Annotated in this window: 19 protein-coding genes; 18 read left to right on the forward strand and 1 reads right to left on the reverse strand. The window is 70.9% G+C overall.

From position 1 onward, the window contains the following. The first annotated feature begins 7 nt into the window (after positions 1 to 7). The 5 genes from FDM97_RS05085 to FDM97_RS05105 all read left to right on the forward strand — a co-directional run bounded on the left by FDM97_RS05085 (position 8) and on the right by FDM97_RS05105 (position 6324). A complete protein-coding gene (locus FDM97_RS05085; RefSeq protein ID WP_137989060.1) occupies positions 8 to 595 on the forward strand; it encodes a sigma-70 family RNA polymerase sigma factor in 588 nt (195 codons plus the stop codon). Continuing rightward, positions 592 to 1446: a zf-HC2 domain-containing protein gene (locus tag FDM97_RS05090; RefSeq protein ID WP_137989061.1), complete on the forward strand. Its 855-nt coding sequence runs from the start codon at positions 592 to 594 to the stop codon at positions 1444 to 1446. Before FDM97_RS05085 ends, FDM97_RS05090 begins: the two co-directional genes overlap by 4 nt. Positions 1447 to 1508: 62 nt before the next feature. Then, on the forward strand, positions 1509 to 3866 hold the full coding sequence (locus FDM97_RS05095; protein WP_175439039.1) for a HelD family protein: 2358 nt from the start codon (positions 1509 to 1511) through the stop codon (positions 3864 to 3866). A gap of 366 nt (positions 3867 to 4232) precedes the next feature. Then, positions 4233 to 5669 carry an NAD-dependent malic enzyme gene (locus FDM97_RS05100; RefSeq protein ID WP_137989062.1) on the forward strand — a complete coding sequence of 479 codons (1437 nt, stop codon included), beginning with the start codon at positions 4233 to 4235 and terminating at the stop codon, positions 5667 to 5669. Between the two features lie 373 nt (positions 5670 to 6042). Continuing rightward, the gene (locus FDM97_RS05105) at positions 6043 to 6324 is read left to right on the forward strand and encodes an HU family DNA-binding protein (protein ID WP_017237029.1); all 282 of its coding nucleotides are present in this window, start codon (positions 6043 to 6045) and stop codon (positions 6322 to 6324) included. Positions 6325 to 6826: 502 nt separating this feature from the next. On the opposite strand, the gene murA is transcribed toward FDM97_RS05105, so the two are convergent. Continuing rightward, positions 6827 to 8167 (reverse strand): UDP-N-acetylglucosamine 1-carboxyvinyltransferase, encoded by a 1341-nt coding sequence (gene murA / locus FDM97_RS05110; RefSeq protein WP_137989063.1) that lies wholly within the window; start codon positions 8165 to 8167, stop codon positions 6827 to 6829. Between the two features lie 265 nt (positions 8168 to 8432). Here murA and FDM97_RS05115 point away from each other — a divergent pair, with 265 nt between their 5' ends. The 13 genes from FDM97_RS05115 to FDM97_RS05175 all read left to right on the forward strand — a co-directional run bounded on the left by FDM97_RS05115 (position 8433) and on the right by FDM97_RS05175 (position 24584). Next, positions 8433 to 8993 (forward strand): YqgE/AlgH family protein, encoded by a 561-nt coding sequence (locus FDM97_RS05115; protein ID WP_175439040.1) that lies wholly within the window; start codon positions 8433 to 8435, stop codon positions 8991 to 8993. A gap of 52 nt (positions 8994 to 9045) precedes the next feature. Then, positions 9046 to 9333 carry a DUF3039 domain-containing protein gene (locus FDM97_RS05120; protein WP_137989065.1) on the forward strand — a complete coding sequence of 96 codons (288 nt, stop codon included), beginning with the start codon at positions 9046 to 9048 and terminating at the stop codon, positions 9331 to 9333. Between the two features lie 207 nt (positions 9334 to 9540). Then, positions 9541 to 10890 carry an extracellular solute-binding protein gene (locus FDM97_RS05125; RefSeq protein ID WP_137989066.1) on the forward strand — a complete coding sequence of 450 codons (1350 nt, stop codon included), beginning with the start codon at positions 9541 to 9543 and terminating at the stop codon, positions 10888 to 10890. Positions 10891 to 10895: 5 nt separating this feature from the next. After that, entirely contained in the window at positions 10896 to 11849 is a 954-nt protein-coding gene (locus FDM97_RS05130; RefSeq protein ID WP_137989067.1) for a carbohydrate ABC transporter permease, read from the forward strand. Continuing rightward, positions 11846 to 12694 (forward strand): carbohydrate ABC transporter permease, encoded by an 849-nt coding sequence (locus tag FDM97_RS05135; protein ID WP_137989068.1) that lies wholly within the window; start codon positions 11846 to 11848, stop codon positions 12692 to 12694. The genes FDM97_RS05130 and FDM97_RS05135 overlap by 4 nt, the downstream gene beginning before the upstream one ends. A gap of 4 nt (positions 12695 to 12698) precedes the next feature. Further along, a complete protein-coding gene (locus FDM97_RS05140; RefSeq protein ID WP_137989069.1) occupies positions 12699 to 14399 on the forward strand; it encodes a beta-N-acetylhexosaminidase in 1701 nt (566 codons plus the stop codon). Positions 14400 to 14623: 224 nt separating this feature from the next. Then, on the forward strand, positions 14624 to 15499 hold the full coding sequence (locus FDM97_RS05145) for an FAD binding domain-containing protein (RefSeq protein ID WP_137989070.1): 876 nt from the start codon (positions 14624 to 14626) through the stop codon (positions 15497 to 15499). Beyond that, positions 15496 to 16701 (forward strand): (2Fe-2S)-binding protein, encoded by a 1206-nt coding sequence (locus FDM97_RS05150; protein ID WP_254705508.1) that lies wholly within the window; start codon positions 15496 to 15498, stop codon positions 16699 to 16701. The genes FDM97_RS05145 and FDM97_RS05150 overlap by 4 nt, the downstream gene beginning before the upstream one ends. Next, complete coding sequence (locus tag FDM97_RS05155) at positions 16698 to 19022, forward strand: xanthine dehydrogenase family protein molybdopterin-binding subunit (protein ID WP_137989071.1); 2325 nt, start codon at positions 16698 to 16700, stop codon at positions 19020 to 19022. Before FDM97_RS05150 ends, FDM97_RS05155 begins: the two co-directional genes overlap by 4 nt. 106 nt (positions 19023 to 19128) lie before the next feature. Beyond that, complete coding sequence (locus FDM97_RS05160; protein WP_137989072.1) at positions 19129 to 19560, forward strand: hypothetical protein; 432 nt, start codon at positions 19129 to 19131, stop codon at positions 19558 to 19560. A 14-nt stretch (positions 19561 to 19574) separates the two neighbouring features. Next, positions 19575 to 21917: a DUF6571 family protein gene (locus tag FDM97_RS05165; RefSeq protein ID WP_137989073.1), complete on the forward strand. Its 2343-nt coding sequence runs from the start codon at positions 19575 to 19577 to the stop codon at positions 21915 to 21917. A gap of 35 nt (positions 21918 to 21952) precedes the next feature. Beyond that, on the forward strand, positions 21953 to 22594 hold the full coding sequence (locus FDM97_RS05170; RefSeq protein WP_137989074.1) for a hypothetical protein: 642 nt from the start codon (positions 21953 to 21955) through the stop codon (positions 22592 to 22594). Between the two features lie 544 nt (positions 22595 to 23138). Beyond that, positions 23139 to 24584, forward strand: coding sequence for an MFS transporter (locus tag FDM97_RS05175; protein ID WP_137989075.1), 1446 nt, complete (start codon positions 23139 to 23141; stop codon positions 24582 to 24584). The last annotated feature ends 32 nt before the right edge of the window (positions 24585 to 24616 follow it).

Consider the following 24616-nt stretch of genomic DNA (forward strand, 5'->3'; position numbering starts at 1 on the left):
GGTTCAGGTGCGCAAGGATGCGGCCGTGGCCGATGACCGTCCGCATCGGGCCCGGCATCGCAGCGAGGTGTCACGCCTTCGACCCGACGTCCCTGACGAGGAGTTGATGCGCGCCCTCTACCGCGAGCATGCCGGACCCCTGCTCGCCTACGTACTGCGCCTCGTCGCCGGCGATCGCCAGCGGGCCGAGGACGTCGTACAGGAGACGCTCATCCGTGCCTGGAAGAACGCCGGTCAGCTCAACCGGGCGACCGGCTCTGTCAGACCCTGGCTGGTGACGGTCGCCCGGCGCATCGTCATCGACGGCCACCGCAGCCGGCAGGCCCGGCCGCAGGAGGTCGATCCGTCACCGCTCGAGGTCCTGCCCGCGGAGGACGAGATCGACAAGGCGCTGTGGCTGATGACGCTCTCTGACGCACTCGACGATTTGACCCCCGCCCACCGGGAAGTGTTGGTCGAGACCTACTTCAAGGGGCGTACGGTCAACGAGGCGGCCGAGACACTCGGCATACCTGCCGGGACCGTGCGTTCCCGGGTGTTCTACGCACTGCGTTCGATGAAGCTCGCGCTGGAGGAGAGGGGGGTATCGGCATGACGTACGGCATGACACCGCCGCACGACGCCGCGGGTGCGTACGTACTCGGCATCCTGGACGACGCCGACGCCGCCGCCTTCGAGGCGCACCTGACGGGCTGCGAGCTCTGCGCCGCGCACGTGGAGGAGTTCGCCGGGATGGAGCCGATGCTGGCCATGCTGGCGGAGGCACCCACCGCGGCCCCCGACCCGTACGCGCCCACGACCGCCACCGATCCGTACGCCGACGAGGCCTTCGACGCCTTCGCTCCCCGCCCGCCCGCGCCTCCCGGACCGCCGCGCCTGACCTCCGTCCCCACCGCCCCCGCCCCCGAGCTCCTCGACCGCCTCATCGACGAGGTGGGCGCCAAGCGGGCCCGCTCGCGCCGCCGCGCCCGCTGGCTCGTCGCGGCCGCCGCCGTCCTCGTCGTCGGCGGCCCGGCCGTCGCCGTGGTCGCCACCTCCGGGGGAGAGAAGGAGAACCGGGCGATCGAACCCCACCCCACCAGCCCCGCCGAGGACGCCTTCTTCCACCACATGGGCGAGAAGATCCAGGCCACCGACCCGACCACGCAGGTCAGCGCCACCGTCGGCATGGAGGAGAAGGCCTGGGGCACCCACACGGTCCTGGAGCTCAAGAACGTCAAGGGCCCGCTGAAGTGCCGGCTCGTCGCCGTCTCCAAGACCGGCGAGGAGGAGACCGTCACCTCCTGGGCGGTGCCGACGTGGGGGTACGGCATCCCCGGCGCCACCACCGAGGCCGCGAAGAGCCCGCTGTACGTGCACGGCGGCGCGGCCATGGACCGCAACGACATCGACCACTTCGAGGTCCGCACCTTCGACGGTGAACGACTGGTGGAGGTCGAGGCCTGACATTTCGGCCCCCTGTGGCGTACGCTCGACGGCTGCCCAGTGCACGTCAGAAGGGGGCCTTAGTGGCCGCGCAGGAAGCCGTGGAGGCCATCGACGCCACCGACACGGTCCGGGACCGTGAGATCGGTGTCGAGCAGGAACATCTGGACCGTGTCTACCGCCGTCTCGAGGAGAAGATCCACGAGGCGGAGTTCCTGATGAACGACGCCGCCAAGCGCGGCCAGGTCGGCACCCCCGGCGCGCTCGCCGAGCGGGACGCCCAGGTGTTCCGGGCCGGTGTCCACCTCAACAGGCTCAACAACGAGTTCGAGGACTTCCTCTTCGGCCGGATCGACCTGCTCTACGGCAAGGACGGCAAGAAGGGCCCCGACGGTGCGTACACCTCCGTCGAGCCCGCCGAGAACGCCGTACGGCCCGACAACACGGCCGACATCGGCGAGACGCTCCACATCGGCCGGATCGGCGTCCTCGACTCCGACTACGCGCCGCTCGTCATCGACTGGCGCGCGCCCGCCGCCGCGCCCTTCTACCGCTCCACGCCGGTCGACCCCGGCCGGGTGGTGCGCCGCCGCGTCATCCGCTCCAAGGGCCGCAAGGTCCTCGGCGTCGAGGACGACCTGATGCGCCCCGAGCTGAAGGCGAGGCTCGACGGGCGCGAGCTGCCGGTGATCGGCGACGGCGCCCTGATGGCCGCGCTCGGCCAGGCCCGCAGCCACACCATGCGCGACATCGTCTCCTCCATCCAGGCCGAGCAGGACCTGGTCATCCGCGCGCCCGCCGCCTCCGTCACGTACGTCGAGGGCGGCCCGGGCACCGGGAAGACGGCGGTCGCCCTGCACCGGGCGGCCTACCTGCTCTACCAGGACCGGCGGCGGTACGCGGGCGGCATCCTGATCGTCTCCCCGACCCCGCTGCTCGTCTCCTACACCGAGGGCGTGCTGCCCTCGCTCGGCGAGGAGGGCCAGGTCGCCATCCGTGCCCTCGGCTCGCTGGTGGACGGGGTGGAGGCCACCGCGTACGACGAGCCGGCCGTGGCGCGCGTCAAGGGCTCCTCCCGCATGCTCGCCGTCCTGCGCAAGGCGGCCCGCGGCGCCCTGGAGACCCCCGCGCCGAAGGCGCAGCTCGCCTTCGGCGAGGAGGAGGCCCCCGACGGCCGGGCCCCCGCCGGCACCCCGTCCCGGCTCCGTGTCGTCGCCTTCGGCCGCCGCCTGGAGCTGGAGGCCGACGAGCTCCAGCGCATCCGCCACAACGTCCTCGGCGGCTCCGCGCCCGTCAACCTGCTGCGCCCGCGCGCCCGCCGGCTGCTGCTCGACGCGCTGTACGCGAAGTCCGGCGCCGCCGGCCGGCACAGCGACCCCGAGCTCGCCGCCGAGCTGCGTTCCTCCTTCGACGAGGACGTCTCCACCGAGGACTCCTTCCTCGCCTTCCTCGACGCCTGGTGGCCCGAGCTCACCCCGCGGCAGGTCCTCGACGCGATGGCCGACGAGAAGCGCCTGGGCCGCTGGGCACGGCGCGTCCTCAACCCGGGCGAGGTGCGGCGCCTGGCCCGCTCCCTGCGCCGAGACGGCCTCTCCGTGCACGACGTGGCGCTCCTCGACGAGCTGCACACCCTCCTCGGCGCCCCCGCCAAGCCCCGCAAGAGGCGGGAGTACGACCCGCTGGACCAGCTGACGGGTCTCGAGGAGCTGATGCCCGTACGGGAGGAGACGCAGCGCGAGCGGGCCGAGCGGCTCGCGGCCGAGCGGACCGAGTACGCCCACGTCATCGTCGACGAGGCGCAGGACCTCACCCCCATGCAGTGGCGGATGGTCGGGCGGCGCGGCCGGCACGCGACCTGGACGGTCGTCGGCGACCCGGCGCAGTCCTCCTGGTCCACCCCGGACGAGGCCGCCGAGGCCCGCGACGAGGCGCTCGGCAGCCGCCCGCGCCGCCGCTTCGAGCTGACCGTGAACTACCGCAACCCCGCCGAGATCGCCGAGCTCGCCGCCAAGGTGCTCGCCCTCGCGATGCCCGGCAAGGAGTCGCCGCGCGCCGTCCGCTCCACGGGCGTGGAGCCGCGTTTCGTGGCGATGGAGGACGGGAGCGATCTGGCCGGAACCGTACGGTCGGAGGCGCGCCGTCTGCTCGAACGGGTGGACGGAACGGTCGGCGTCGTGGTCGCCATGAACCGGCGGGAACAGGCGGTCGGCTGGCTGGCGGGTCTCGGTGACCGGGTGGTGGCGCTGGGCTCCCTGGAGGCCAAGGGCCTGGAGTACGACGCCACGGTGGTCGTCTCGCCCGCGGAGATCGCGGACGAGTCCCCGGCCGGGCTGCGGGTGCTGTACGTGGCGCTGACCCGGGCCACCCAGCAGCTGACGGTGGTCTCCGGGGCTCGGGACGTGCCGGACGCGGACGGGGTCCCCGACCTGCTCAGGGACTGATTTCCGGTCAACCTGCGTCGCAGGAATCACTTACCAGAGTGGTTTGTTAGCCTGTCTATGGCACCGGCTCGATCCAAGCCCCCGGGCCCAACCTTCGTCCCTTAGAGGGACCACTTGCCGCGAGGCGAGCATGGCGGGTCGGTGCCATCTTGTACGTACATACAGAAGAGGTCCGTGTCACCCCCGGGTGATCACGGGCCTCTTCTGTTTCCTCTGTGTTTCTCGTATGGTGGAAACTACTTTCCGAAAACAAAATGACCGCATTACCTGCTACCGGCTGGTAGGTGCGACGATCGGAGGGCGCCGCCGGGCAACCAGCCGGGGCGGCGTGGCAACGAAGCTCAGGGAAAGCAGAGGAACTCGGCCATGGCAACGGCGCCCAGCGTCTCGTACTCGATGACGGTCAGGCTGGAGGTTCCCGCAAGCGGAACCGCGGTCTCCCAGCTCACCACGGCGGTGGAGTCCCACGGCGGTTCCGTCACCGGCCTCGACGTGACCGCCTCCGGCCACGAGAAGCTGCGGATCGACGTCACCATCGCCGCCACCTCCACCGCCCACGCGGACGAGATCGTCGAGCAGCTGCGCGGCATCGAGGGCGTCACGCTGGGCAAGGTCTCCGACCGTACGTTCCTGATGCACCTCGGCGGCAAGATCGAGATGGCGTCCAAGCACCCCATCCGCAACCGTGACGACCTCTCCATGATCTACACCCCGGGCGTGGCCCGCGTGTGCATGGCGATCGCCGAGAACCCCGAGGACGCCCGCCGCCTCACCATCAAGCGCAACACCGTCGCAGTCGTGACGGACGGCTCCGCCGTCCTCGGTCTCGGCAACATCGGCCCGATGGCCGCCATGCCGGTCATGGAGGGCAAGGCGGCCCTCTTCAAGCGCTTCGCCGACATCGACGCCTGGCCGATCTGCCTGGACACCCAGGATTCCGACGAGATCGTCGCCATCGTCAAGGCCATCGCCCCCGGCTTCGCGGGCATCAACCTCGAGGACATCTCCGCCCCCCGCTGCTTCGAGATCGAGGCACGCCTGCGCGAGGCCCTCGACATCCCCGTCTTCCACGACGACCAGCACGGCACCGCGATCGTCGTGCTCGCCGCCCTCACCAACGCGCTGCGGGTGGTGGGCAAGGGAATCGGGGACGTACGGGTCGTCATGTCCGGCGCAGGCGCGGCCGGTACGGCCATCCTGAAGCTGCTCATCGCGGCGGGCGTCAAGCACGCCGTCGTCGCCGACATCCAGGGTGTCGTGCACGCGGGCCGCGAGGACCTGGTCGAGGCCGCGCCCGGGACTCCGCTGCGCTGGATCGCCGACAACACGAACCCCGAGGGCGTCACCGGAACCCTCAAGCAGGCCGTCGTCGGCGCGGACGTGTTCATCGGCGTCTCGGCCCCGAACCTGCTCGGCGCGGACGACGTCGCCGCCATGGCGGACGGCGCGATCGTGTTCGCGCTCGCGAACCCGGACCCCGAGGTCGACCCGGCAATCGCCCGCCAGACGGCCGCCGTTGTGGCCACCGGCCGCTCGGACTTCCCCAACCAGATCAACAACGTGCTGGTCTTCCCGGGCGTGTTCCGCGGCCTGCTGGACGCCCAGTCCCGCACCGTCAACACGGAGATGATGCTGGCCGCCGCCACGGCGCTCGCCGACGTCGTCACCGAGGACGAGCTCAACCCGAACTACATCATCCCGTCGGTCTTCAACGACAAGGTCGCGGGCGCCGTGGCGGGCGCCGTGCGCACCGCCGCCAAGGCGGCGGGCGCCGGGGCCGGCAACGGCTCGAACGGCCTCTGACGGGTCTCTGGCGGACTTCTGACGGGCTTCTGACGGACTTCTGAAGGGCCGGCGTGGGGCTGTGACAGGCCCCACGTACGCCGTCGAAACGGCGCGTCGCGGGTCGCGGCGCCGTAAACCCGCCTTTAGGGTGGCAGTTCGGCTCCGAAGAGTTTCGGCGGAGTCGACGGAACGTCACCACGGAGAAGCCGTGGCGCTTTTCGTGTGACCCCAGAGGGTGCCGGATTGGCGTTCCCGCCGCTGGTGGGGGCAGGATGCCTATTCGGGCGCGAGGGTCTGTCAGTAGACCCGGGTCCGGGGACTGTCCGAGGGCCCTGGCAGCATCGGCTTCGATCTCACGCCTCACAGGCAAGAAGAACACGGGAGTAACAACATGAACCGCAGTGAGCTGGTGGCCGCCCTGGCCGACCGCGCCGAGGTGACCCGCAAGGACGCCGACGCCGTGCTGGCCGCTCTCGCCGAGACCGTCGGCGAGGTCGTCGCCAAGGGCGACGAGAAGGTCACCATCCCCGGCTTCCTGACCTTCGAGCGCACCCACCGTGCCGCTCGCACCGCTCGTAACCCGCAGACCGGCGACCCGATCAACATCCCGGCCGGCTACAGCGTGAAGGTCTCCGCGGGCTCGAAGCTCAAGGAAGCCGCCAAGGGCAAGTAAGCGGCCGAGGGCCCGTAGAGGGGCCTGAGAGCAGCAGAAAGGGCGGCCACCCTGTCAGGGGGTGGCCGCCCTCTTGTTTGCCCGTGTGCGGCCGCTACAGCGGCCGCACACGGGGGCGGTACGACCGGACCAGCGCGCTGCCCGGAAGCTCGGCCTTCGCGCCCGGCTCGACCAGCTTCTCCATGCTGTGTCTTCCCGGGGGATGACCCCCGGACCCCCAGCAGGGGGCCGCGGGGGTCATGGCGACCGGTTACACCAGCGCGCTGCCCGGAAGCTCGACCTTGGCGCCCGGCTCGACCAGCTTCTCCATGCTGTGTCTTCCCGGGGGATGACCCCCGGACCCCCAGCAGGGGGCCGCGGGGGTCATGGCGACCGGTTACACCAGCGCGCTGCCCGGAAGCTCGGCCTTCGCGCCCGGCTCGACCAGCTTCTCCATGCTGTGTCTTCCCGGGGGATGACCCCCGGACCCCCAGCAGGGGGCCGCGGGGGTCATGGCGACCGGTTACACCAGCGCGCTGCCCGGAAGCTCGACCTTCGCGCCCAGCTCGACCAGCTTCTCCATGAAGTTCTCGTAGCCGCGGTTGATCAGGTCGATGCCGTGGACCCGGGAGGTCCCCTGCGCCGCCAGGGCCGCGATCAGGTACGAGAAGCCGCCGCGGAGGTCCGGGATCACCAGATCGGCGCCCTGGAGCTTCGTGGGGCCGGACACGACCGCCGAGTGGAGGAAGTTGCGCTGGCCGAAGCGGCAGTCCGAGCCGCCCAGGCACTCGCGGTACAGCTGGATGTGCGCGCCCATCTGGTTCAGCGCCGAGGTGAAGCCGAGCCGCGACTCGTACACCGTCTCGTGGACGATGGAGAGGCCCGCGGCCTGCGTCAGGGCCACCACCAGCGGCTGCTGCCAGTCGGTCTGGAAACCGGGGTGCACGTCCGTCTCCAGGTGGATCGCGTTGAGCGAGCCGCCCGGGTGCCAGAAGCGGATGCCCTCGTCGTCGATCTCGAACGCGCCACCCACCTTCCGGTAGGTGTTGAGGAAGGTCATCATCGAGCGCTGCTGGGCGCCGCGGACGTAGATGTTGCCCTCGGTCGCCAGCGCCGCCGACGCCCAGGACGCCGCCTCCAGGCGGTCCGGGAGCGCGCGGTGCGTGTAGCCGTCGAGACGGTCCACACCGGTGATCCGGATCGTCCGGTCGGTGTCCATCGAGATGATCGCGCCCATTTTCTGCAGGACGCAGATCAGGTCCTCGATCTCCGGTTCCACGGCGGCGTTGGAGAGCTCGGTGACGCCCTCCGCGAGCACGGCCGTGAGCAGCACCTGCTCGGTCGAGCCGACCGAGGGGTACGGGAGCCGGATCTTGGTGCCGCGCAGCCGCTGCGGGGCCTCCAGGTACTGGCCGTCCGCCCGCTTCTCGATCGTCGCGCCGAACTGACGCAGCACGTCGAAGTGGAAGTCGATCGGCCGGCCGCCGATGTCGCAGCCGCCCAGGCCCGGGATGAAGGCGTGGCCGAGGCGGTGCAGCAGCGGGCCGCAGAAGAGGATCGGGATGCGCGACGAACCGGCGTGGGCATCGATGTCGGCCACATTGGCGGACTCGACGTGCGTCGGGTCGAGGACCAGCTCGCCCGGCTCCTCGCCGGGGCGGACGGTCACTCCGTGCAACTGGAGGAGTCCGCGGACCACGCGGACGTCACGGATGTCGGGCACATTGCGCAACCGGCTCGGCCCGCTGCCGAGCAGGGCGGCGACCATCGCCTTGGGCACGAGGTTCTTCGCGCCGCGGACGCGGATCTCGCCCTCAAGCGGGGTTCCGCCGTGGACAAGCAGTACATCGTCTGTGCCGGTCATGAATCTCGCGTTCCGGAGAGGTCGGGCAGGGGGCCAGGGAAAAGGGTAAGGGGGGAGAGCCCCCTTGACGTCAGTCCGAGGGGGCCCGTCAGATGTAATGAATTCGGCACAACACCCTCTGTTCACGTGATCTTGCGGAGCGTCACCGTCCGTTTGTGCTTCTCGCGTGTCCCGCGCGTCCGTCCTGAACTGCGGCGGGGCATCGCGTACGGCCGCTCCGCCGGAGGGGCTCCGCGAACGCCGAAGATGCGGGATCATGTGTCGCATGACCGAGGTGTCCTCGCTCACAGGACGGCTGCTTGTCGCCACCCCCGCCCTGGCCGACCCGAATTTCGACCGCGCGGTGGTGCTCCTCCTCGACCACGACGACGAGGGCTCGCTCGGCGTGGTCCTCAACCGCCCGACCCCTGTGACGGTCGGTGACATCCTCGCGCCCTGGGCCGATCTCGCCGGCGAGCCGGGCGTGGTCTTCCAGGGCGGCCCGGTCTCCCTGGACGCGGCGCTCGGTGTCGCGGTCATCCCCGGCGACGAGGGCCCGCTGGGCTGGCGACGGGTGTACGGCGCGATCGGCCTGGTGGACCTGGAGACCCCGCCGGAGCTCCTGGGTCCGGCCCTGGGTTCCCTGCGGATCTTCGCCGGCTACGCGGGCTGGGGCCCCGGTCAGCTGGAGGCGGAGCTCGGCGACGGCGCCTGGTACGTGGTCGAGTCCGAGCCGGGCGACGTGTCCTCGCCACGGCCGGAGACCCTGTGGCGGGAGGTGCTGCGGCGTCAGCGCAGCGACCTCGCGATGGTGGCGACGTACCCGGACGATCCCTCGCTGAACTGAGTCCGACCGGGCGGGCGCGGGCAGCGGCCGGGCTTCGTTACCCTTGGCTGTTATGAGCACTCTCGAGCCCGAGCGCGGGGCAGGTACGGGAACCCTCGTGGAGCCGACGCCGCAGGTGTCCCACGGTGACGGCGACCACGAGCGCTACGCCCACTACGTCCAGAAGGACAAGATCATGGCGAGTGCCCTCGACGGCACTCCTGTGGTGGCACTGTGCGGCAAGGTCTGGGTACCGGGGCGTGACCCCAAGAAGTACCCGGTCTGTCCGATGTGCAAGGAGATCTACGACTCCATGGGCTCCGGAGGCGGAGACAAGGACAAGGGCGGCAAGGACAAGTAACGCTTCCTGATCGTCGGGGACGGCCCCCGGCGCGTGCACTTCGGTGCGCGTGCCGGGGGCCGTTTCGCGTTGCACGGGGTGCTTCGGGCGGTCACAGAGTGGTTGAGACCACTTGTCGGGGCGTGGGTCCGCCCCTAACCTCTCGCGTGTTGTGCAGTACGAAACGACTGTTGCGTATGCTGCAACGCCGATTGGTGGGAGCCCTGAATGAAGCTTTCTGCCCGTATCACCAGAGCTGCTGCCCGAACCGCCGCCGGAGCCGCTGCCCGAACCGCCGCCCCGCTCGCCGCGCTTGTGCTCGCCGGCCTCACCGCCACCGCCTGCGCCCCCCAGACCTCCCAGGGCGGGGCGCCGGCCGACGAGAAGAGCGGCACCCTCCGCGTCTGGCTCTTCCAGGAGGTCGACAACGCCCCCAAGAAGCGGGTGGTCGACGCGGTCGTCGCCGCCTTCGAGCAGCGGCACGAGGGGACCGACGTCGAGGTCGAGTACATCCCCGTCGACACCCGCGCCCAGCGCGTCAAGGCCGCCTTCAACGACCCCGCCTCCGCGCCCGACCTCATCGAGTACGGCAACACCGACACCGCCGGCTACGTGAAGGACGGCGGACTGGCCGACATCAGCGCCGAGTTCGGGGCCTGGGCCGAAGCCGAGGACACCGACCCCGCCGCCAGGGCCTCCGTCACCGTGGACGGCAAGATCTACGGCGCCCCGCTCTTCGTCGGCGTCCGCGCGTTGTACTACCGCACCGACGTCTTCGACGCGCTCGGCCTGACCGCCCCCACGTCCCAGGCGGAGCTGATCGCCACCGCGAAGAAGGTCCACAAGGCCAGGCCCGAGCTCTACGGGATCGCCGTCGGCGGCGCGTACACCTACGGCGCGATGCCGTTCATCTGGGCCCACGGCGGCGAACTCGCGACGCGGGAAGGGAGTTCGTACAAGGCCGCCGTCAACAGCGAGGCCGCGCGCAAGGGGATCGCCGCCTACACCTCGCTCTTCGGCGACGACAACTGCCCGGCCGCCAAGTGCGCGCAGATGGGCGGCAACGCGACCGTGACCGCCTTCGCCTCCGGCAAGGCCGCCATGGCGATCGGGGGCGACTTCAGCCACGCGGCGGTCGAGGCGGGCGCGGTGAAGGGGAAGTACGCGGTCGTGCCGCTGCCCGGCCTGAAGGCCGGCTCGATCGCCCCGGCCTTCGCGGGAGGCAACAACCTCGGCGTGATGAAGAGCAGTTCGCACCGCACGCTCACCGTCGACCTGATGAAGTCCCTCGCGGGCAAGGAGACGCAGAGCGCGTTCTTCGACGCGATGGGCTTTCTGCCGACCTACACCGACGTACGGGCCGAGGCGGCGCGGAAGGAGCCCTTCGTGAAGCCCTTCATCGACACGCTCGGCGCCGGCGCCACGTTCGTCCCCGCGTCCCCGGGCTGGGGGCAGATCGACGCCTCGCTGGTGCTGCCGACGATGTTCCAGGAGATCGTCAGCGGCCGTAAGGACGTGAAGACCGCCGCGGACGACGCCGCGAAGAAGATGGACGCGGCGTTCGCGGCCGCGGGCTGAGCGTCATGGCTCTCGTCACCGCGGAACGTACGAAGAAGGCTCCGGCCCCTGTCCGCCCCCGCCCCCGCCGCCGACCCCGCCGCCCAAGCGCCGGCCGGACCTCCTGGCTCTACCTCCTGCCCGCGCTCGTCGTCCTCGGCGGCCTGCTGGTCTACCCGATCTACCAGCTCGGGCTCATCTCCTTCCTGGAGTACACCCAGGCCCAGGTCAGCGGCGGTGAACCCACCTCCTTCCAGGGCTTCGGCAACTACACCGCCCTCTTCTCCGACCCGCAGTTCTGGCAGGTCCTCCTCGCCACGGTCCTGTTCGCCGCCGCGTGCGTGGTGACCACCCTCGCGGTCGGCTGCGCGCTCGCGGTCCTGCTGACCCGCGTACGGGCCGTGCCCCGCCTCGCGCTCATGCTCGCCGCGCTCGGCGCCTGGGCCACCCCCGCCGTCACCGGCTCCACCGTCTGGGTCCTGCTCTTCGACCCCGACTTCGGCCCCGTCAACCGGCTGCTCGGCCTCGGCGACTTCTCCTGGACGTACGGGCGGTACAGCGCCTTCGCCCTGGTCCTCTTCGAGGTCGTCTGGTGCTCGTTCCCGTTCGTGATGGTCACCGTCTACGCGGGCATCAAGGCCATCCCGTCCGAGGTCCTGGAGGCGGCGGCCCTCGACGGCGCCTCGCAGTGGCGGATCTGGCGCTCGGTCATGGCGCCGATGCTCAGGCCGATCCTGGTCGTCGTCACGATCCAGTCGATCATCTGGGACTTCAAGGTCTTCACCCAGATCTACGTGATGACGAACGGCGGCGGTATCGCCGGCCAGAACCTCGTCCTCAACGTGTACGCCTACCAGAAGGCCTTCGCCTCCTCCCAGTACAGCCTGGGCGCGGCGATCGGCGTCGTCATGCTGCTGATCCTGCTGGCGGTGACCCTGGTCCATCTGCGCCTGCTCCGACGCCAGGGAGAGGACCTGTGACCTCCGTACGGATACGCCGTCCCCGCCGTCCCGGCCGCCTCGCGGCGGAGGCCGCCGTCCTCCTCGTCGCGGCCGTCGTCGCCTTCCCGCTGTACTGGATGGTCCTCTCGGCCTTCAAGCCGGCCGGCGAGATCCAGTCCACGCACCCCCGCCCCTGGACCCTGTCCCCGTCCCTCGACTCCTTCCGGCGCGTCTTCGAACAGCAGGAGTTCGGCCGGTACTTCCTCAACTCGCTGATCGTCGCCGGTACGGTCGTCCTCGCCTCCGCGCTGATCGCGTTCCTCGCGGCGACGGCGGTGACCCGGTTCCGCTTCCGGTTCCGGACGACGCTGCTGGTCATGTTCCTGGTCGCCCAGATGGTGCCGATCGAGGCGCTGACGATCCCGCTCTTCTTCCTGATGCGGGACTTCGGCCAGCTCAACACCCTGGGCTCGCTGATCCTGCCGCACATCGCCTTCTCCCTCCCGTTCGCGATCTGGATGCTGCGCGGGTTCGTGAAGGCGGTCCCGGAGGCGCTGGAGGAACAGGCGGCGATCGACGGCGCGAGCCGCAGCCGGTTCCTGTGGCAGATCCTCTTCCCGCTGGTCTTCCCGGGGCTCGTGGCGACCAGCGTCTTCTCGTTCATCTCGACCTGGAACGACTTTCTCTTCGCGAAGTCGTTCCTCATCAGTGACACCTCGCAGTCCACGCTCCCGATGGCGCTGCTGGTCTTCTTCAAGCCGGACGAGAACGACTGGGGAGGCATCATGGCGGGGTCGACCGTGATGACGATCCCGGTGCTCGTCTTCTTCGTACTCGTACAGCGCCGTCTGGTCTCGGGACTGGGCGGGGCGGTGAAGGACTGACGCGATGACCGACAACGACCTCGTCCCCGCCCCTCTCCTGACGGAGCGCCGGGGCACCGCCTCCGGTCCAGCCCCCGGTCACGTCTCGCTCGACGAGCGGACGACCATCGACGCCGGCCCGGGGACGCAGGGCACCGCCCGCTGGCTGCGTACGGTGCTCGGCGCCGCCACCGGCCTGCCGCTGGCGGACGGCTCCGGCCCGCACCGCATCCTGCTGCGGGTCGGCGACGAAGTGGCGCGCGAGCGGGGGCCGGAGGGCTACCGCCTGTCCACGGACGGTTCCGTCGCGGATGCGGATGCGGATGCGGACGCGGCCGTCGTCATCGAGGGCGGGAGCCCCGCCGGAGTCTTCTGGGGCGCCCAGACGCTCCGCCAGCTCCTCGGGCCCGACGCGTACCGCAAGGCGCCCGTGGCGCGCGGCGAGCGCGCCTGGGACCTGCCCCCGGTCACCGTCACCGACGCGCCCCGCTTCCGGTGGCGCGGCCTCATGCTCGACGTCGCACGGCACTTCATGCCCAAGGACGACGTGCTGCGCCAGCTCGACCTCCTGGCCGCCCACAAGCTCAACGTCTTCCACTTCCACCTCACCGACGACCAGGGCTGGCGCATCGAGATCGAACGCCACCCCCGGCTCACCGAGGTCGGCGCGTGGCGGGCGCGCACCAAGTGGGGGCACCGGGCGTCGCCGCTGTGGAACGAGAGCCCGCACGGCGGGTACTACACGCAGGACGACATCCGCGAGATCGTCGCGTACGCCGCCGAGCGGCACATCACCGTGGTCCCCGAGATCGACATCCCGGGCCACTCCCAGGCCGCCATCGCCGCGTACCCCGAGCTCGGCAACACCGACGTCGTCGACACGGCCTCGCTCACCGTCTGGGACACCTGGGGCATCAACCCCAACGTCCTCGCCCCCACCGACGCCGTCCTCCGCTTCTACGAGGGCGTCTTCGAGGAGGTCCTGGACCTCTTCCCGTCCACCTTCGTGCACGTCGGCGGCGACGAGTGCCTCAAGGACCAGTGGAAGGAGTCCGCGACGGCCCAGGCCCGCATCAAGGAGCTGGGTCTCGCCGACGAGAACGAGCTGCAGTCCTGGTTCATCCGGCACTTCGACCGCTGGCTCGCCGCCCGCGGACGCCGTCTGATCGGCTGGGACGAGATCCTGGAGGGCGGACTCGCGGACGGGGCCGCCGTCTCCTCCTGGCGGGGCTACGGGGGCGGGATCAGCGCCGCCGAGGCCGGCCACGACGTCGTCATGTGCCCCGAGCAGCAGGTCTACCTGGACCACCGTCAGGCGCCCGGCGAGGACGAGCCGATGCCCATCGGATACGTACGGACCCTGGAGGACGTCTACCGCTTCGAGCCCGTACCGCCGGGCCTGAGCCCCGAGGCCGCCGCCCACATCCTGGGCACCCAGGCCAACGTGTGGACCGAGGTCATGGAGAACCGCGCCCGCGTCGACTACCAGGTCTTCCCGCGCCTGGCCGCCTTCGCCGAGGTCGCCTGGTCGGACCTCCCCGCACCCGGGGAGCGCGACTTCGCCGCCTTCGAGCGCCGCATGACCGCCCACTACCGCCGCCTCGACGCCCTCGGCGTCGACTACCGGCCGCCCGCCGGACCGCTGCCCTGGCAGCAGCGCCCCGCCCCAGAAGGAATCGAATGCAGTCTCGGCCGCCCGATCGAGGGGGCGCCCCCGAACGTGTGAGACACCTCGCGTGCCCGTGTCACCCAAGAGCGGCAAAACGGAAGTTACTGTCTCCGGTGGGGCGTCCTGGACGGAACCGTCCTTCGCGGACCCTCGCGTCGGACGGCTCGGAAGATGTGCCAGAGTTGCCACGTCCGGGCTGTGAGCACGTACGGTACGGCCACACAGGCGTGACAGCCGGGGACAGTCGGGGACCGCCGGGGACACCGGGAAGGGGCAGCGGGTTGACCACGCACGCACCACAGACGGCGCAGTCCGTGACGCTGCCCGCCTCGCTCGACGAGGCCGTGGCGGCGCTCACCGCCATGCCGGCCGCCGTGCCCGTCGCGGGCGGCACCGACCTGATGGCCGCCGTCAACAAGGGCCAGCTCAGGCCCGCCGGACTCGTCGGCCTGGGCCGGATCAACGAGATCCGCGGCTGGCAGTACCAGGACGGCCACGCCCTCCTCGGTGCCGGCCTCACGCACGCCCGGATGGGCCGCCCCGACTTCGCGGCCCTCATCCCCGCCCTCGCCGCGGCCGCCCGTGCCGCGGGACCGCCCCAGATCCGCAACGCGGGCACCCTCGGCGGCAACATCGTCACCGCGGCCCCCACGGGCGACTCACTGCCCGTCCTGGCCGCCCTGGAGGCGGACCTGGTCGTCATGGGCCCGGTCGGTACGCGCGAGATCCCCATCTCCCACCTGCTGGCGGGGCGCGACCTGCTGGCGCCGGGCGAGCTGGTCGCGTTCGTCCGCGTACCGCTCCTGCACGCCCCGCAGGTCTTCCTCAAGGCCACCGGCCGCACCGGCCCGGCCCGCGCCACCGCCTCCGTCGCGGTCGTCCTCGACCCGGCCAGGCGCGGGGTGCGCTGCGCGGTCGGCGCGATCGCTCCGATGCCGTTGCGCCCCCTGGAGGCGGAGCACTGGATCGCCTCGCTGGTGGACTGGGACGGGGACCGGGGCCTTGCCCCGGAGGCGCTGACGGCGTTCGGCGAGTACGTGGCCGCCGCCTGTATCCCGGATCCTCCGGGCGACGAGCAGCTGCCGCCGGCCGTACTGCACCTGCGGCGCACGGTCGCCGCGCTGGCCCGTAGGGGACTGGGGAGGGCGCTGTCGTGAGCGACGAGCACCAGGCGGGCGGCTGGGAGCCGATCCCGCAGAACGAGGGCTACGACGGCGATGCCACCGCCTTCGTGCAGCTGCCGCCGGAGTTCATGCTGGACGGCGTCCCGCTGGAGGCGCCGGGCCACGGCTACGTACCGCCGATGATCACGCCGCTGACGCCACTGACGCCCGCGGCGGCGACGGACCCGGCGGCGACGGGGGCGTGGACGGTGCAGCTGCCGACGGAGGCCGAGCCGGTCGAGCAGCCCGTCGAGCAGCCGGTCGAGGCCGTCGAGCCGGATCCGCACGCGACGGGTCAGTGGAACTTCGCGGAGTCGTCGGAGACCGGCCAGTGGAGCATTCCGGTCGCTCAGGACTCTTCGGACGAGTCGGGCGAGTTCACGACCTCGATGCTGGCGCAGTACGCGAGCAGCGCACCGGCGACGCTGCCCGGGGGCGCACCGGCGCCATGGGCGGAGCCGGAGGCCGAGTCGGCGCCTGAGCCGGAGCCCGAGCCTGAGCCCGAGCTTGAACCCGAGCCCGAGCCCGAGCCCGTGGCGGACGAGGCACCGCAACCGGAGCCCGTACCGGAAGAACCGCCTTCCCAGGCCCCCCTGCCCCCGCCGTTGTCCACGGGCAACAGCGCGGACAGCGACGAGCACCCGCACACCTCGTACGTCCTGCGGGTGAACGGCGCCGACCGCCCCGTCACGGACTCGTGGATCGGCGAGTCGCTGCTCTACGTCCTGCGCGAGCGGCTCGGTCTGGCCGGAGCCAAGGACGGCTGCTCCCAGGGCGAGTGCGGCGCGTGCAACGTTCAGGTCGACGGCCGGCTCGTCGCCTCCTGCCTGGTGCCCGCGGCGACGGCCGCCGGCAGTGAGGTGCGGACGATCGAGGGCCTCGCGGCCGACGGCGAACCCTCGGACGTCCAGCGCGCCCTCGCCCGCTGCGGAGCCGTCCAGTGCGGCTTCTGCGTCCCCGGCATGGCCATGACCGTGCACGACCTGCTCGAGGGCAACCACGCCCCGACCGAGCTGGAGACCCGCCAGGCGCTCTGCGGCAACCTGTGCCGCTGCTCCGGCTACCGGGGCGTGCTCGACGCCGTCCGCGAGGTCGTCGCCGAACGCGAGGCGCACGCGGCCGCGTCCGCCGAGCAGGCGGACGAAGCGCGCATCCCGCACCAGATCCCCCACCCGCACGACGGAGGCATGGCGTGAGCAGCGACGCGACCACCGCCACCACCACGGCGCTCGAAAGCCTCGGCTCCGGTCCCCGTCAGGAGCTGCCCCCGCACGGTCTGGGCGCCTCGCTCCCGCCGGCCGACGCGCGGGCCAAGACCGAGGGCACGTTCCCGTACGCCTCCGATCTGTGGGCCGAGGGCCTGCTGTGGGCCGCCATCCTGCGCTCGCCGCACCCGCACGCCCGGATCGTCTCGATCGACACGGCGGCGGCGGCCGACATGCCCGGCGTACGGGCCGTGGTCACGCACGCCGACGTGCCGGGGGAGGCGACGTACGGCAGGACCGTGGCCGATCGTCCGGTCTTCGCGGCCGACCTGGTCCGCCACCACGGCGAGGCGATCGCGGCCGTGGCCGCCGACCACCCGGACACGGCGCGGCTCGCGGCGGCGGCGATCGCCGTCGAGTACGAGATCCTCGAGCCGGTCACGGACCCGGAGAAGGCCTTCGCGGCCGAGGCGCTGCACCCGGACGGGAACCTGATCCGCCACATCCCGCTGCGCTTCGGCGACGCGGAGGCGACGGGCGAGGTCGTCGTCGAGGGGCTGTACCGGATCGGCCGGCAGGACCCGGCCCCGATCGGGGCGGAGGCGGGCCTCGCCGTCCCGCGCCCGGACGGCGGCGTGGAGATCTACACGGCCTCCACCGACCCGCACACGGACCGGGACCTGGCGGCGGCCTGCTTCGGCCTCTCGCCGGACCAGGTCAAGGTCGTCGTCACCGGCGTGCCGGGGGCGACCGGCGACCGTGAGGACCCGGGCTTCCAGATCCCGCTGGGCCTGCTGGCGCTGCGTACCGGCTGCCCGGTCAAGCTCACCGCTACGCGCGAGGAGTCCTTCCTCGGCCACGCCCACCGCCACCCGACGCTGCTGCGCTACCGCCACCACGCGGACGCTGAGGGCCGGCTGGTGAAGGTCGAGGCCCAGATCCTGCTCGACGCCGGCGCCTACGCCGACGCGTCCTCCGAGTCCCTCGCCGCGGCCGTCTCCTTCGCCTGCGGTCCGTACGTCGTCCCGCACGCCTTCATCGAGGGCTGGGCGGTCCGTACGAACAACCCGCCGTCCGGCCATGTGCGGGGCGAGGGCGCGATGCAGGTGTGCGCGGCGTACGAGGCGCAGATGGACAAGCTGGCGGCGAAGCTGGGCGTGGACCCGGCCGAGCTGCGCATGCGCAACGTCCTGGCGACGGGCGACATCCTCCCGACGGGCCAGACGGTGACCTGCCCGGCCCCGGTGGCCGAACTCCTCTCCGCTGTCCGGGACTTCCCGCTTCCTTCCTTGCCGATGGACACCCCTGAGGCGGACTGGCTGCTCCCGGGCGGCCCGGAGGGCGCGGGCGAGCCTGGCGCGGTACGGCGGGGCGTCGGCTACGCGCTCGGCATGGTCCACATGCTCGGCGCGGAGGGCGCGGACGAGGTCTCGACGGCGACGGTACGGGTCCAGGACGGCGTGGCCACGGTCATCTGCTCGGCCGTCGACACGGGTTCGGGCTTCTCGACCCTGGCGCGCCAGATCGTCCAGGAGATCCTGGGCCTTGAGGAGGTCCACGTCGCCTCGGTCGACACGGACCAGCCCCCGGCGGGCCCGGCGACGCACGGCCGCCACACGTGGGTGTCGGGCGGTGCGGTGGAGCGTGCGGCCAAAATGGTCCGGACTCAACTCCTCCAGCCCCTGGCGCACAAGTTCGGGATGTCGACGGAGCTGCTGCAGATCACGGACGGCAAGATCACGTCGTACGACGGCGTCCTGTCGACCACGGTCACGGAGGCCATGGACGGCAAGGAACTCTGGGCCACGGCCCAGTGCCGCCCCCACCCCACCGAGCCCCTGGACGACTCGGGCCAGGGCGACGCCTTCGTGGGCCTCGCCTTCTGCGCGATCCGCGCGGTCGTGGACGTCGACATCGAACTGGGCTCGGTCCGCGTGGTGGAGATGGCGGTCGCCCAGGACGTCGGCCGCGTCCTCAACCCGGCCCAGCTGACCGCCCGCATCGAGGCCGGCATCACCCAGGGCGTCGGCGCGGCCCTCACGGAGAACCTCCGCACGGCCCGCGGCCTGATCCGCCACCCGGACTTCACGGGCTACGCCCTCCCGACGGCCCTGGACGCCCCGGACATTCGCATCGTGAAACTCGTCGAGGAGCGCGACGTGGTGGCCCCCTTCGGCGCGAAGGCGGCGAGCGCGGTCCCGGTGGTCACCTCCCCGGCGGCGGTGGCCTCGGCGGTCCGCGCGGCGACGGGCCGCCCGGTGAACCGCCTGCCGATCAGGCCGCAGGCGGCGGTGGCTTCCGTCAACGCGTAGGCGACTCCTTTCGGCACTGTGTGGCTGAGACGTACCTCTGCACACGAAGAGCAGCGGCCCCGACCGTTAGAGTGACGGGAGGGGCGCCGCGTGTTGAGGGGGACCAATGTCGTTCGAGAACGAGTGGGGCGAACTCAAGAGGACCGCGATGGAACGCGAGCCGTCCTCCATGACGCTCAACCAGCTTCCCGCCGAGGGCGGTGGCGGCAGCGGGAATGCGGATCTCAGCGTCAATCAGGACAAGCTCGGCGCGATCGGCAATGCGGCTTACTCCCTCCACGGCCGGCTCGTGAAGGACGGAAACCACGCTCGGACGACCACGGAGGAAGCCGCCACCGCCATGTCCAGCACCGGCTTTCGTACGGGGGCGGCGATGAAGACGGTGCAGGAGACATGGAGCTCCCAGCTGGGCACACTGCTGGACGCCTGCGCGCACGTCTCCAACCACCTGGACTACAGCGCGGCGCAGCACGCCAGGGATGATCAAGAGATCAGGACCGCTCTCACCACCTCCGCGATCAGCCGGTACTTCACGTAGGACGGGGCGCAGCCGTGCTGACTTTCGACAACGTCTATCGGGCCCCGCTCGCCAGGATGAAGGCCGCGGCCGACGACTGGTCGCAGATGAAGGGAAAGCTGGACAAGCTGGCCGAGGACGCCCGTACGACCATGGCGGCCAAGGCCAAGGACGACTATTGGCGGGGCGTGAACGCCGAGGTCACGAAGCCGTTCGTGGACAGGACCGCGAAGGAGTTCGATGACGCGGCCAAGGCGGCCGGCGGCATCCACAAGATCCTCGAGGACGCGTACAACGCCTTCAAGAAGGCACAGGACGACCTCAGGAAGCTCGTCGAGACCGAAGCTCCCGCACAGGGCCTGGTCGTGATGGTGACCGGCAGGGTCGAGGCTCGGAACCCGGTCACGTCGATCAAGGACCCTGGGCTCCGGCACGATCCCGACTACCCCGATCTGGTGCGCAGGGAACGCGAGGCGATCGCCGCGCTGCAACAGCGGATCGATGCCGTCGTGGAGACCTGCGACGACGCCGATGTGGCCTGCTCCAACGCGCTCAAGGCCAACATCACGGGCGCCGAGCACGACTTCAGCGCCCCGAGGTACGCAAGCCTCGACGCCGAAGAGGCGCAGCGCGCACTCGACTTGGCCAAGAAGGGCCGGGACATCTCCCACGAGGAGCTGGAGAGGCTGAACGAGCTCCTCAAGGACAACAGCTCGTCGAAGGACTTCTCCAGGACGTTCTACAACGGCCTCGGCCCGAAGGGCGCGTTGGAGTTCTTCGGCCAGCTCTCCACCGACACCTACGTCGAAAACACCCTGACGCTGGATAAGCAGCGTCTGGAAGACGTCCAGGCGCTGCAGAGGAACCTGGGCCTCAACCTCGCCACCGCCACGCAGGGCGGCGACCAGTGGACCGAGCACTGGTCGACTGAGATGCGGAAGTTGGGCACCGAGCGCGTTCCGCTCGTCAGGAACGACAGCAGCTCGGCGTTCGGCTATCAGCTGCTCGGCGGCATCATGCGGTACGGAAACTACGATCCCAAGTTCCTGGTGCCCATTGCCGAGCATGTGACCCAGCTGCACGCCAAGGAGCCGCACCTTTTCAAGCCTGACCGGCCCGTGATCGGTGCCTGGGTGCAGAGCCAGTACAACCCGTCCGGTGTCAACGGCTACGGCTTCGACCCGGTGATCCCGATGCTGGAGGCGCTCGGTCACAGCCCGGAGGCCGCTAAGCAGTTCTTCTCCGATGAGCCGACGTCGTACGACAAGGACGGAAGCGCCGGCGGCACGCTCGACCTCGGTAAGGACAAGAACGGTGAGGAGATCGACAACTATCTCGATTTCTTCGCCAACGACAAGTACGAGTCCTTCCACGACATCAACGGGTGGGACCGTGACGGCGAGAGGTCGAAGGGTTTCATGCCCGACGCGCTCGGCCACGCGCTGGAGGCCGCCACGCTCGGCCACGCTTGGGACGACCCCAGGCCCCAGCTCAACCGCGACGCGACAACGGCCGGGATCATGTCTCAGGTCGTCGAGACGTACGGAGGCGATGCCGAGCTACTCAAGAAACACCAGTCCACCATGGCGGACAGCCTCGGCAACATGGCCGCCGGCTACATCGACGACCTCAACTGGGCCCTGACCAAGAACAATCCGGAGAACGTCTACACGCCCTCCGGCAACAGGGAGGCGCACCCGGAGTTCGGACGAGAGCAGGCGGTCGACTTCCTGAGCACCCTGGGCCAGCACCCGGACGCGTACGCCACCGTCTCCACGGCCGAGCGCCTCTACACCACCAGCGTGCTGGAGGCGCAGGTGGGATCCGACGGGCGGATCCGCGAAGATAGCGCCCGAGAAGCCGTGCGCACAGGCGCCACCCTCCAAGGACTGCTGGACGAATCACGGGCCCGTCAGGTCGAGGCCGAGGGCATCAAGGCGCACGAGGACTACGAGAAGGCGCAGGCGGAGAAGGCGGCATGGGTGGAGCTGGGCGCCGGGACCGCCGTCGCGGCCGGTGTCGCCTTTCTTCCCATCGCCGCGCCCGCCGCCGGTGTCGGTGCCGTCCTCGTGCCGCTCGCGGTCGACACGGGCGCCGGCGTCATGGAGCAGCTGGCGGGTCAGGTGATCGGCGACTGGACCGAGAAGTCCGTGGACGACCACAAGGGTGCCACCGAGGAGAAGATCCACGAGGACAACAAGGCTCTGTACGAGGCGGGCAGGTGCAGTGCCGAGTCGCCCATGGAGCGCTTCGTCATGGAGCACCGCTCCCAGGTGAGCGGCAACTTCAGGCAGAACCTCATCGAGTCCGTGGACGGCGGCTACGGGTTGGGTAACGACCACGCGAGGCAGACAGGCAACGCCCCGGTGACAGAATGATCAATGGACAGGGCGCAAAGAGCGTCATGGGACGAATGCTCAAGCCCATCACCGCGGGGCTGGTCTCCTGTTCTCTCCTCACCGCCTGCGGTGGCGGCGAGGAGCAGCAGAAGGAGGAGGAGCGCGTCACCGCCATCCAGCAGTGCGACGGCATTCTCTCGCCCGAGGCAGCCAAGGCGCTGCCCACCGTTCTGCGGACCGAGAGATTCAGGAACATGGCGACGGGCGGAGTCGGGCGTGCCGTGGAGGAGTTGACCTCGGACTACGCGAACGGCAAGCGTTGGTCGACGCATTCCTATATGTGCAGGGTGCGGGCGGAGAGCGGGCGTGCCGCGCTCGACATCGACTTCGGTCTCTACGACCCCAGTGACCTGATCGGCGAGGGGCGCGTGATCAACATGTACCCCTACGAGGGGATGGGGCGTGAGGCGCACGCGGGGTTCAAGAGGGCGTATCTGTTCCTGGAATGCGTGAGTCCGCGACTCAAGGGCTCCGAGGAAGTACCTGTCCGTATCCGAGGGAGAGTCGATCTCGACAAGCCCTGGCCGCCGGACACCGTCGCCACGCGCGAGGCCAACCTCACCGTGCTTCATTCCGTGGCCCGAGCCATTGTCAAGGAGCTGGGCTGCGAGAACAACGCGGGGCTCCCCGAAGAGCCAGTGCTGAAAGCCAAGTGAGCGATGCCGATGTTTGAGCCGGGGCCCAGCAAGGGGGCTCTCGCCGTCGCGCTGTCGGCGGCGTAGCGTGCAGCACGGGCTTTCGGCGACGGCAAGAGCTCGGGGCGCGTCGCTGCGCTGAAGACGTGCCTCTGGAACCGAGAGCAGGGGCGGGTGACCGGCCAAGCCGAGTGATCGGTTCTCACGATGCAGCCGGTGACTACTGCGAAGGTCGCCCGCCGAGGGAAGATCGGTAACACCTCGGCGGCGTGCCGCAGTTGACCGATTCCACGATGCGAGCGGCCGGGGGTGGCCCCCGGCTCTCGGCGCCAGGTCGGTGCGCGGGCGAGTCCCTGGGGCCACTCGGGCACACGGTCGTGTGGAGCAGTGAGACGACCGTAGGCCGGGCGGTCGGCGGGGTTCAAGGATTTCGCGTGGGGTGCAATACGACTGCCATACGGCGTTCATAGTGCATACGGGCGCCGCGGTCGTACGACCAAGGAACGAGCCCGGGCCGTTCCTGCGACAGGGGCCATTTCCAGCCGTGCCCCTTACTCTGAAGGGCATGAGCGCCCTTGAGCCGCGCGACGCCGACGTCGCGCCCACCGCCGTCGCCGCCCCCACCGGCGGCGGTTCCGTGCTCGATCGGGAGCATCGGGCGCTCAGTGTCGGGATCGTCTCCGTCGTTCTGCTCATCGCCTTCGAGGCGACCGCCGTCGGGACCGCCATGCCCGTCGCGGCGCGGGAGCTGGACGGGATTCCGCTGTACGCCTTCGCGTTCTCCGCGTACTTCACCACCAGCCTCTTCGCCATGGTCCTGTCCGGGCAGTGGTCCGACCGCAGCGGGCCCCTCGCCCCGCTCACCGCCGGTATCACCGCCTTCGCCGCCGGGCTGCTGCTCTCCGGGACCGCCGGTGCCATGTGGCTGTTCATCCTCGGCCGGGCCGTGCAGGGGCTCGGCGGGGGGCTGGTGATCGTGGCGCTGTACGTCGTGGTCGGCCGGGCGTACAGGGAAGCGCTGCGGCCCGCGATCATGGCCGCGTTCGCGGCGAGCTGGGTCGTGCCCTCGGTGATCGGGCCGCTCGCCTCCGGGACCGTCACCGAGCACCTGGGGTGGCGCTGGGTCTTCGTCGGGATACCCGTCCTCGTCGTCTTCCCGCTCGCCCTCGCCCTCCCCGCGATACGCCGCACCGCGTCCGGGCCCGCCGATCCGGACGCGCCGCTCCCGTCGTACGACCGGCGGCGGATCCGGCTCGCGCTCGGGATCTCGGCCGGGGCGGGGCTGCTGCAGTACGCGGGGCAGGAGCTGCGCTGGCTCTCCCTGCTTCCGGCGGTGGCGGGCGCGGCGCTGCTGGTGCCCGCCGTACGCGGGCTGCTGCCGCGCGGTACGTACCGGGCCGCGCGGGGCCTGCCGTCCGTCGTGCTGCTCCGCGGGATCGCGGCGGGGTCCTTCATCGCCGCGGAGTCGTTCGTGCCGCTCATGCTCGTCACCCAGCGGGGGCTCAGCCCCACGCTCGCCGGCCTCTCGCTCGCCGTCGGCGGCGCGACCTGGGCGTTCGGCTCCTACCTCCAGTCCCGGCCGTGGACGGAGCCGTACCGGGAACGGCTCGTCGTGGTCGGCATGGTGCTCGTCGCGGCGTCGATCGCGGCCGCGCCGAGCGTGCTGCTGCCGAGCGTGCCGGTGTGGGTGGTCGCGGTGGCCTGGGGGTTCGGGTGCCTGGGCATGGGCATGGTGATCGCCTCGACGAGCGTGCTGCTGCTGAAGCTCTCGGCCCCGGAGGAGGCGGGCGCGAACTCGGCGGCCCTGCAGATCTCGGACGGCCTGTCGAACGTACTGCTGCTCGCGGCCGGCGGCGCCGCGTTCGCCGCGCTCGGAGGGGGCGCGGTGGGCCACGCGACCGCCTCCGCCGAGGGCGGCGCGCACCCCTTGGCGTTCGCGGCCGTGTTCCTGCCGATGGCGGGGGTGGCGGCGGTGGGGGCGTGGGTGGCGACGCGGCTTCGGGTGCGTTGAGCGGCCCGGAACGTCGGACCTCAAAACCTGTC

It is taken from the genome of Streptomyces vilmorinianum (assembly GCF_005517195.1).
GTDB lineage: Bacteria > Actinomycetota > Actinomycetes > Streptomycetales > Streptomycetaceae > Streptomyces > Streptomyces vilmorinianum.